The sequence below is a fragment of the Aliidiomarina quisquiliarum genome (genome assembly GCF_023922585.1).
Classification (GTDB): Bacteria; Pseudomonadota; Gammaproteobacteria; order Enterobacterales; family Alteromonadaceae; genus Aliidiomarina; species Aliidiomarina quisquiliarum.
The window spans coordinates 1-10,038 of sequence record NZ_JAMFTN010000001.1 but is presented as its reverse complement, the minus strand read 5'-3'; the positions used below and the strand labels follow the sequence as shown (position 1 = coordinate 10,038).

The window sequence follows — 10,038 nt, the reverse complement described above, 5'->3', positions numbered from 1 at the left end:
AGCTGCCGTTAAATAATCAACGGTGTCGGTGCCTAACAAGGACCCATCAAAGTCGTTGAAAGTAACCGTGTACGAATTAATGCTGTACTGAGCCGTCACTGTGATATCCGCAGTCACCGAATCAAACACCGCATCCCAACCACTAAAGGTATAACCCGTACGCGTTGGATCCGCAGGTGCGGTAGCCGAAGCTAAATACTCAACCGTGTCAGAGCCTAACGGTGAATTATCGTAATCCACGAAGCTCACAGTGTACGAATTAATCGAATACTGCGCGGTAATCGTCATATTCTCAGTTACAGAATCAAACACCGCATCCCAACCACTAAAGGTATAACCGGTACGCGTTGGATCCGCAGGTGCAGTGGCGGCTGTTAGATATTCCACAGTATCCGAACCTAACGGCGAACTGTCGTAATCCACAAAGTTCACGGTATAGCTGTTGATCGTATATTGAGCCGTAACCGTCATGTTCTCGGATACAGAGCCAAAATCAACATCCCAACCACTAAAGGTATGACCGGTACGCGTTGGATCCGCAGGTGCAGTCGCACCTTGCAGATATTCAACCGTATCCGAGCCTAGCGGTGAACTGTCGTAATCCACGAAGCTCACGGTATAGCTATTAATACTGTATTGCGCCGTAACCGTCATGTTCTCGGATACAGAGCCAAAACCAACATCCCAACCACTAAAGGTATAACCCGTACGCGTTGGATCCGCAGGTGCGGTAGCCGAAGCTAAATACTCAACCGTGTCAGAGCCTAACGGTGAATTATCGTAATCCACGAAGCTCACAGTGTACGAATTAATGCTGTACTGAGCCGTCACTGTGATATCCGCAGTCACCGAATCAAACGCTACATCCCAGCCACTGAAGGTGTAACCCGTACGCGTTGGATCGGCAGGCGCCGTCGCCGCGGTCAAGTACTCCACAGTATCCGAGCTCAGCGGTGAATTATCATAATCCACAAAGCTCACGGTATAGCTGTTAATGCTGTATTGCGCGGTTACCGTCATGTTGTCGGTTACAGAATCAAACGCTACATCCCAACCACTAAAGGTATAACCCGTGCGCGTTGGATCCGCAGGCGCGGTAGCACCTTGCAGATATTCAACCGTGTCGGAGCCTAGCGGCGAATTATCATAATCCACGAAGCTCACGGTATAGCTGTTGATGGTGTATTGCGCGGTTACCGTCATGTTGTCGGTTACAGAGTCAAAACCAACATCCCATCCCGCGAAGGTGTAACCGGTACGCGTTGGATCCGCCGGTGCCGTCGCCGCGGTCAAGTACTCCACAGTATCGGAGCCCAGCGGCGAATTATCATAATCCACAAAGCTCACGGTATAGCTGTTGATGGTGTATTGCGCGGTTACCGTCATGTTGTCGGTTACAGAGTCAAACGCTACATCCCATCCCGCGAAGGTATAACCCGTACGCGTTGGATCAGCAGGTGCAGTGGCTGCCGTTAAATAATCAACGGTGTCGGTGCCTAACAAGGAGCCATCAAAGTCGTTGAAAGTAACCGTGTACGAATTAATCGTATACTGCGCGGTTACCGTCATGTTGTCGGTTACAGAGTCAAAACCAACATCCCATCCCGCGAAGGTATAACCCGTACGCGTTGGATCCGCCGGTGCCGTCGCCGCGGTTAGATACTCCACAGTATCCGAGCCTAGCGGTGAATTATCATAATCCACAAAGCTCACGGTATAGCTGTTGATGGTGTATTGCGCGGTTACCGTCATGTTGTCGGTTACAGAGTCAAAACCAACATCCCATCCCGCGAAGGTGTAACCGGTACGCGTTGGATCCGCCGGCGCAGTAGCACCTTGCAGATATTCAACCGTGTCGGAGCCTAGTGGCGAATTATCATAATCCACGAAGCTCACGGTATAGCTGTTGATCGTGTACTGCGCGGTAACCGTCATGTTGTCGGTCACAGAGTCAAAACCAACATCCCATCCCGCGAAGGTATAACCCGTACGCGTTGGATCGGCAGGTGCAGTCGCACCTTGCAGATATTCAACCGTGTCGGAGCCTAGTGGCGAATTATCATAATCCACGAAGCTCACGGTATAGCTGTTGATGGTGTACTGAGCAGCCACTGTGATATCCGCAGTCACCGAATCAAAACCAACATCCCATCCCGCGAAGGTGTAACCCGTACGCGTTGGATCGGCCGGTGCCGTAGCAGTGGTTAGATACTCCACAGTATCCGAGCCTAGTGGCGAATTATCGTAATCCACGAAGCTCACAGTGTACGAATTAATCGAATACTGCGCGGTAATCGTCATATTCTCAGTTACAGAATCAAACACCGCATCCCAACCACTAAAGGTATAACCCGTACGTGTTGGATCCGCCGGTGCCGTCGCCGCGGTCAAGTACTCCACAGTATCCGAGCCTAGTGGCGAATTATCATAATCCACGAAGCTCACGGTATAGCTGTTAATGGTGTATTGCGCGGTAACCGTCATGTTGTCGGTTACAGAGTCAAAACCAACATCCCATCCCGCGAAGGTATAACCCGTACGCGTTGGATCCGCCGGTGCCGTCGCAGCGGTTAGATACTCCACAGTATTCGAGCCTAGTGGCGAATTATCATAATCCACGAAGCTCACGGTATAGCTGTTAATGCTGTATTGCGCGGTAACCGTCATGTTGTCGGTTACAGAGTCAAACGCTACATCCCAGCCACTGAAGGTGTAACCCGTGCGGGTTGGATCCGCAGGCGCAGTAGCACCTTGCAGATATTCCACAGTGTCGGAGCCTAGCGGTGAATTATCATAATCCACAAAGCTCACGGTATAGCTGTTGATGGTGTATTGCGCGGTTACCGTCATGTTGTCGGTTACAGAGTCAAAACCAACATCCCATCCCGCGAAGGTATAACCCGTACGCGTTGGATCCGCCGGTGCCGTCGCCGCGGTTAGATACTCCACAGTATCCGAACCTAGCAACGTTCCATCGAAGTCATTAAAGGTCACGGTATACGAATTAATCGTATATTGAGCAGTCACTGTAATATCCGCAGTCACCGAATCAAACGCTACATCCCAGCCACTAAAGGTATAACCCGTACGCGTTGGATCCGCTGGCGCGGTGGCACCTTGCAGATATTCCACAGTATCGGAATCAATGAAGGTTCCATCGAAGTCATTAAAGGTCACGGTGTAGCTGTTGATCGTGTACTGCGCGGTAACCGTCATATTCTCAGTTACAGAATCAAACACCGCATCCCAACCACTAAAGGTATAACCCGTACGCGTTGGATCCGCCGGCGTTGTAGCCGCGGTTAAGTACTCAACCGTATCCGAGCCTAGCGGTGAACTGTCGTAATCCACGAAGGTGACCGTGTAGCTGTTGATCGTGTATTGAGCGGTCACCGTCATATCTTCCGTGACTGACGTGAAGTCTGCATCCCAACCTGTGAAGGTATAACCGGTACGCGTTGGATCCGCAGGTGCAGTGGCGGCTGTTAGATATTCCACAGTATCGGAATCAATGAAGGTTCCATCAAAGTCGTTGAAGGTAACCGTGTACGAATTAATCGTATATTGAGCCGTAACCGTGATGTTCTCAGTCACCGAATCAAAGGCCACATCCCAACCACTAAAGGTATAACCCGTACGCGTTGGATCCGCCGGTGCCGTCGCCGCGGTCAAGTACTCCACAGTATCAGAGCCTAACGGCGAATTATCATAATCCACGAAGCTCACGGTATAGCTGGTAATGCTGTATTGCGCGGTAACCGTCATGTTGTCGGTTACAGAGTCAAACGCTACATCCCAACCGCTAAAGGTGTAACCCGTGCGGGTTGGATCGGCCGGTGCAGTAGCACCTTGCAGATATTCAACCGTGTCGGAGCCTAGTGGCGAATTATCATAATCCACGAAGCTCACGGTATAGCTGTTGATCGTGTATTGAGCAGTGACTGTGATATCCGCAGTCACAGAGTCAAACGCAATATCCCATCCCGCGAAGGTATAACCCGTACGCGTTGGATCGGCAGGCGCCGTCGCCGCGGTCAAGTACTCCACAGTATCCGAGCCTAGCAACGTTCCATCGAAGTCATTAAAGGTCACGGTATAGCTGTTGATGCTGTATTGCGCGGTTACCGTCATGTTGTCGGTTACAGAGTCAAAACCGACATCCCATCCCGCGAAGGTGTAACCCGTGCGCGTTGGATCGGCAGGCGCCGTAGCTGCCGTTAAATAATCAACGGTGTCGGTGCCTAACAAGGACCCATCAAAGTCGTTGAAAGTAACCGTGTACGAATTAATGCTGTACTGAGCCGTCACTGTGATATCCGCAGTCACCGAATCAAACGCTACATCCCAGCCACTGAAGGTGTAACCCGTGCGGCTTGGATCGGCCGGTGCCGTCGCCGCGGTCAAGTACTCCACAGTATCCGAGCCTAGTGGCGAATTATCATAATCCACGAAGCTCACGGTATAGCTGTTAATGCTGTACTGAGCAGTCACTGTGATATCCGCAGTCACCGAATCAAACGCCACATCCCAGCCACTGAAGGTGTAACCCGTACGCGTTGGATCGGCAGGCGCCGTAGCTGCCGTTAAATAATCAACGGTGTCGGTGCCTAACAAGGACCCATCAAAGTCGTTGAAAGTAACCGTGTACGAATTAATGCTGTACTGAGCCGTCACTGTGATATCCGCAGTCACCGAATCAAACGCTACATCCCAGCCACTGAAGGTGTAACCCGTGCGGCTTGGATCGGCCGGTGCCGTCGCCGCGGTCAAGTACTCCACAGTATCGGAGCCCAGCGGCGAATTATCATAATCCACAAAGCTCACGGTATAGCTGTTGATGGTGTATTGCGCGGTAACCGTCATGTTCTCGATCACCGAAGCAAACGCCACACTCCAACCGGTAAAGGTATAACCCGTACGCGTTGGATCAGCAGGTGCCGTCGCCGCGGTCAAGTACTCCACAGTATCCGAGCCTAGTGGCGAATTATCATAATCCACGAAGCTCACGGTATAGCTGTTAATGCTGTATTGCGCGGTAACCGTCATGTTGTCGGTTACAGAGTCAAACGCTACATCCCAGCCACTAAAGGTATAACCCGTACGCGTTGGATCCGCAGGTGCTGTAGCCGCGGTTAAGTACTCAACCGTATCCGAGCCTAGCGGTGAACTGTCGTAATCCACGAAGCTCACGGTATAGCTATTAATACTGTATTGCGCCGTAACCGTCATGTTCTCGGATACAGAGCCAAAACCAACATCCCAACCACTAAAGGTATAACCCGTACGCGTTGGATCCGCAGGTGCAGTGGCGGCTGTTAGATATTCCACAGTATCCGAACCTAACGGCGAACTGTCGTAATCCACAAAGTTCACGGTATAGCTGTTGATCGTATATTGAGCCGTAACCGTCATGTTCTCGGATACAGAGCCAAAATCAACATCCCAACCTGTGAAGGTATAACCGGTACGCGTTGGATCCGCAGGTGCAGTCGCACCTTGCAGATATTCAACGGTATCCGAGCCTAGCGGTGAACTGTCGTAATCCACGAAGGTGACCGTGTAGCTGTTGATCGTGTACTGAGCCGTAACATCTAACGAGGAGGTCACCGAACTAATATCAGCACTCCAACCACTGAAGGTGTAGCCATCACGAGATGGTGCAGAAGGAGCGCTCGCCGCACTACCATGATTAACACTGGTAGTAGCTATCAAGTTCTCAAGATGGTCAAAAAAGTTTACTACATAACTATTGATAACCAGGTTTGCAGTTACCGTTAAATCACTGGTTACCGCACTAAAGTCTGTGTCCCAGTCAATAAAGGTGTAGCCTGTCACAATTGGCACACCTGGATCAGTAACCGCATCGCCATGCAACACCGACTCTTGCGCAAATTGAGCTCCACCTGCGATAAAGGTTACCGTGTACTCGTTACGGGCGAAGTTGGCTGTTACCGAAACGTCCGCAGCAACATTCAGCTCTTGACGTGAGGCAGTGGTAACTCCGTCACTCCAGTCGACGAACGAGTAACCGGTATCGGCAACGGCGGTTATCTCAGTTCCGTCACTTCCCTCGTCTACAAGTTGCGACGCGTCGCCATCGATACTACCGCCAAGCCCAGCTAGGTATGTCAAAGTATAACGAACAACAGCAGGCTCCCACTGCGCATAAAGGTCAACATCACCGCCCATTATCGTTACTACATCGTTCGGCGCATAATCAGTACCCGAACCATCCGGTTGCGTATTCCAAGTCGTAAAATTAAGCTCTCCGAAGGTCAATGAACTCGCTTCACTCACCGTGAAAGACTTACCATCCGACAAACTATGCCCAAGCTCTGGAACACGCCCTACCCCACCATTCGCATGATAAGTAACGTCGTAAGGCAAGGTGCCGTCGTATTGAAGCGCGCCAATATCCGGATCGCCAGAACGGCTATAGCCGCGCTGATCGAGGTCTGGAACCCTGTCAGTCACTAAACCAGCCCCAATTGCAGGGCTTCCCGCTAGTAGCTGAAAGCCACTGGTATCACCGCCATAATTATCGAATGAGTTGAGCAGTGGATCTGTATCTAGTGAATCGATGCGCTCTGCGCTTGGAGACACTGACTGCGTGATGGAATGACGTACATAAGTGTTACCGGAACTAGAAGCGATATAAACATCGGCAAGATCTTCGTCTCGCGACGCCGTGTTCCCGTAGACAATACTATTAAGAATCTCGACAACACCATTGCTGCTGAGAGCTATCCCACCTCCCAACCCCACACTGTGGTTTCCATAAATCGTAGAGTTGATAATTTGTGCATCAGAAAAAGATTCCCCTAGAATAGCAGCACCTCGCATTGCATCACTATTCGTCGAGTTCGAGGTGATTGAATTATCGTAAAACGTGGAATTTATAATACTACTGTCGTTTACAAAATAAAGGCCAGCACCTCCCGAGTAACGCCATCGGGAAAGGTTGAGCTCATTACTGTCCACGAGGCAGTTTTCCATGCGAATCCCCGCCGACGCGAATAGGCCAGCGCCATAGGAGTCTGCAGTTGCGACAATTCTATTTTGCGTCACATGGCAGTTCCGTAACGTAAAGTTACTTTCCGCTCGAATACCAGCGCCTTGTTGATTTCCACCAGACAAATAGCCATGTCGAATCGTCAGGTCAGAAATCAGCACATCGGTTAAACCATACGACACATTTATGACTCGCGCGCCAGCAACGCCCGGGTCGGCAGCAGCCTGAACCACCGTTTTTCCAGCTCCGGCGCCTACCAATGCCAGGTTACGCGAAATGACTAAATTCGGCTCTGTATATATACCCTCATCAACCCGAATAATGTCATACGCAGCTGCCGCCGATATGGCCGACTCGATAGTCTCGTAATCCCCTGACGTTCCCACCGTTAACTCGTCACGGAATTGCACAACAACATCGCTCACTAGTGAGCCCGAGGTATTCTCCGCCGAGGTACTGGCTGAGCCAACAAACGCAGCGTCAGAGAATGATAACGTCACGTTACTGACATTATCGGCTTGGGTCGCTATATTGGCTTGACCTTCAAGAATAAAAGTAAGCAAAGTCGATGACTGGTAAACAACTTTCGCGGTAAGACCTGCAGGTAAGTTAGAGACCGTGACAAGTCCGCTCGCCACGAATTCGTCTCCCTCGGAGCCGCTAAAATGTTCTCCGTCGAAGTTATTGTGAGTGATTTCAATCCGTTGATTAAACGAGCCATCGTTCTCAAGCGATTCGATAAAGAGCTTACTTGAATAGGAGATACTCGGCCCTGCTATACGTACACGAATATCATCGCTCGGCCCGAAAAAGCTGTACCAACCGGTTTCGGGTGGTGTGTCCGCACTACTATAGTTATAGATCTCAGACATCATCGTTTCCGGACCAATACCCCACCTTCCGAAGTCGTAAAATATGAACAACTCGCCAGTAAAAATTTCCGGTGTATCTTTACGGTAATAAGGCTTGCCAAAATGAGTACCCGCTTCAACGTATGTGCCATTGTAATAATCATAAGGGGAGGCAACCCCAGACACCTGATAGTCATTGGCCTGAACAGCGGCAGCGAAAAACAGGAACAACAAAGCGGTGAGAGAGCGTGCAAACATGGCATCTTCCCTATGTTATGTTTTGCACGTTCGTAACAACAACGAAATGTTAAGTTGGTGCGTTAAAAGTTAAATTTGACTAATTATCCACCATTTACAGTTTCTTTGCCAAGCTACTTGTGAACTTTTTTCTCCTGCTCAACGTTCGTGGGGTTTTTCTCACAAAACGCCGCGAATGCACCCAAAGCGCGGCATTGCCGTGCTTACGCCAAACCCAAATTTACAACCGCGCCTACCAACGCGCGTAGGCCATGAGCGCGCTAATGGAATGTTGTACGTAATCTATGCGAATGTGCCAGTTGTTTAGGTTGGAATGAAAACCGCCGTGTGCGCGCGCCGGATCGGCTAAATACATTTCCTTTTCATGCCAAATTTGGTTTTGTAGCTGGAACTTTAGCCCGGCCGCGGCAGCATTTTTCCAAAGCGGGTCTGCGTCAATACCATACAAACGCATCAACCCCAGAATAGCCTCGCCGGGGTAGTAGTCCGACAAAAACGAACTGGCCTCGCCACTGGCTAAATCAAGCTTGTGCACACTAAATTGCCCGCTTTCGCTTTGGGTATTCACAATCCACTGCGCTAGGCCACGAATGTCGGCTAGCAGCTCCTCACTCGGCGCTAAGCGGTAGTAGTCGACCAGCGCGACAATCGCCAGCCCATTACCGCCCAACTTGGCGGTGCCAAATTCGTTCATAATCAGGGTACCCGGTCGCCACGGATCAGGCTCTATGTGTTTGCGTAAATAAGCCACGGCCCGGTGAATCGCCGCCAACAACAAGGCCGCAGGTTCACTGCGCGTTTCGCTAGCCAGCATATCCAGCATCGACCAAGTTGTACCTGCATGGCGCACCATATTGTAGTCGTCAGGCTCTCGGTTCGGCCCCGACTGATACATGTACACATAAGCGCCATTATCTCGCACCGATCGCGCTAAATACTGCGCGCCCGCCAGCGCCCGCTCTTTCGCAATCCGCTCATTAAAGGGAATGGTTTCTCTATGCCCGCGCACCAAGGGCACTACTTCACCGCTCGTTAACGCAAAGGCAGACGTAGTAAACAACCACCCTTTTTTCGGCGCCGCTTATTCTTACGCAATGTCTCACCGCGTATCGGCATAGCTTCTACCAGCATGTCAAATTTTGCCCGCACAGGGCTAAAACCCGCCGCAGCTTTAGCTTTTTCAAGCGCCGTTCGCATCGTCGCTTCTATACCAATACTCAGCGCATTCGCCACCACATACTGGCCTGCGCCGTTCCTCAAAGTAATAAATACGCCTCGCAACTGCCGGTCAGCACGCAGCCCAGCAGGAAAAGCCAACGGCTGAGCAGGTGCCATCATTAACGCGTTTTGTCGCGCACCAAAAAGCTCACTTTGCAGCCAAGTGGCTAAAAGCTTAAGGTGCTCGCGCACAAAACCCTCACAAAACTGAATCGTACTCTCCGCCATAGCAGGCATTCCTTTGTTATTATTTGTTGTTGCTGTTGCTGTTGCTGCCATTAGTGTAAGCGTCACTGAAACCACACCTATTCAGCCATAGTTTAAATTCATAAGCTACCACCAGGTTTAATTTAAAAGGTGGTAGCACGATGAGTCGAGTACATCGCACGCGCGAGCAATAGCGTCAGCTGATAGCTGAATTTGAACAAAGCGAGCTCAGCCAGAAAGATTTCTGCGAGCCGCGTGGCATTAACCCGGCGTACTTTAGTCAGCGGCGATCAGAGCTGCAACGCGAAGCTGAAGATAACGACACTGGTTTTGCTCTGGCTGTGCCGCAGTCAGCAACTTCGCAACAGACGCTGCAACTTCGTATTGGCCAAACCGAGTTGGTATTGCCGTTGTCGGTTTCACCACGCTGGGTCGCGCAGTTGGTCAAAGAGCTCAGCGCATGAAGATGTTCGTTGAGCCACCGGCTATCTA

General features: G+C 50.8%; 4 protein-coding genes. 1 reads left to right on the top strand and 3 read right to left on the bottom strand.

Going from position 1 to position 10,038, the window contains the following annotated elements; translation table 11 throughout:
- From M1L23_RS14925 to M1L23_RS00005, 3 genes are all read right to left on the bottom strand, one after another.
- A partial coding sequence (locus tag M1L23_RS14925) for an InlB B-repeat-containing protein (protein WP_274707204.1) occupies window positions 1-8,121 on the bottom strand: 8,121 nt, incomplete at its 3' end.
- A gap of 232 nt (window positions 8,122-8,353) precedes the next feature.
- The gene (locus tag M1L23_RS00010) at window positions 8,354-9,181 is read right to left on the bottom strand and encodes a hypothetical protein (protein WP_252624883.1); all 828 of its coding nucleotides are present in this window, start codon (window positions 9,179-9,181) and stop codon (window positions 8,354-8,356) included.
- Complete coding sequence (locus tag M1L23_RS00005) at window positions 9,154-9,567, bottom strand: hypothetical protein (protein ID WP_252624882.1); 414 nt, start codon at window positions 9,565-9,567, stop codon at window positions 9,154-9,156. Before M1L23_RS00005 ends, M1L23_RS00010 begins: the two co-directional genes overlap by 28 nt.
- Before the next feature lie 179 nt (window positions 9,568-9,746).
- Here M1L23_RS00005 and tnpA point away from each other — a divergent pair, with 179 nt between their 5' ends.
- On the top strand, window positions 9,747-10,010 hold the full coding sequence (gene tnpA / locus M1L23_RS15045) for an IS66 family insertion sequence element accessory protein TnpA (protein ID WP_420840615.1): 264 nt from the start codon (window positions 9,747-9,749) through the stop codon (window positions 10,008-10,010).
- Window positions 10,011-10,038 lie beyond the last annotated feature (28 nt).